This is a genomic window from Rhizobacter sp. P2_H2 (assembly GCF_056403375.1).
In genome coordinates this window covers 1-791 of record NZ_JBFUFP010001639.1, presented here as the reverse complement: position 1 = coordinate 791, position 791 = coordinate 1, and the positions used below count along the sequence as shown (strand labels likewise).

Genomic DNA, 791 nt, shown 5'->3' with positions numbered 1-791 from the left:
AGCTCGGGTCCTGCCCATCGGTGAAGTAGGCCTTGAACAGCGCATGCTTCAGCGCGAGCTGCCGGCCCTCGAGCCCGGCCCAGTGCAGCAGCCGGTGCGCATCGAAGGTGTTGTAGATGCGCCCGCGCAGGTCCATGCGGAACGTGAAGCCGAGCGCCGCGCCGCGCGCGCGGATCGCCTCGCCGCTCTGCGCGCGCTGCTCGGCGCTCGCGCCGTACTTCTGCATCAGGTGCTCGCCGATGTCCTGGCCCTGCGGCCCCATGTCGGGGTTCAGTTCGAAGGGCTGGAAATGCAGGTCCACCTTCACGGTGTCGCCGAGCCGGGCAATGCCCTCTTCGAGCGACTTGAGCCCGATGGCGCACCACGGGCAGGAAACGTCGGAGACGAAATCGATCTTCATGCCCCGATTGGATCAGGCACACGATCCCCTGGCGTGCCGGCGGGGCATTCCAGGGGCTGCGAGATCAGCCGAACATCTTCTGCAGGCGCTCGTTCATCTGCTGCGGCGTCAGGTCTTCCTTGTGCGTCGAGATGAACCACTGGTGGCCGAACGGGTCGATCAGGTGCCCGCTGCGGTCGCCCCAGAACTGGTCGGCCACCGGCATCGTGATTCGTGCGCCCGAGGCCACTGCCTGGTTGACGATCGCATCGGTGTCGGGCACGTACAGCAGCGCCGAGGTCGACGAGCCACCGAGCGTCAGCGGGCTCAGCGCCTGGTGCTCCGGCCGCTCCTCGGTCAGCATGAACTGCGCGCTGCCGACCTTCAGCTCGGCGTGCATGATCTTGGCGTC

At 67.3% G+C, this 791-nt stretch carries 2 protein-coding genes; both read right to left on the bottom strand.

Annotated features, from left to right (window positions below; all coding sequences use genetic code 11):
• Positions 1–400: DsbA family oxidoreductase (locus AC1D15_RS35285; RefSeq protein ID WP_477829748.1), on the bottom strand; the 400-nt coding region annotated here is incomplete at its 3' end.
• A gap of 64 nt (positions 401–464) precedes the next feature.
• Positions 465–791, bottom strand: a 327-nt coding sequence (locus AC1D15_RS35280; RefSeq protein ID WP_477829747.1) for a VOC family protein, incomplete at its 5' end; no start/stop codon positions are given.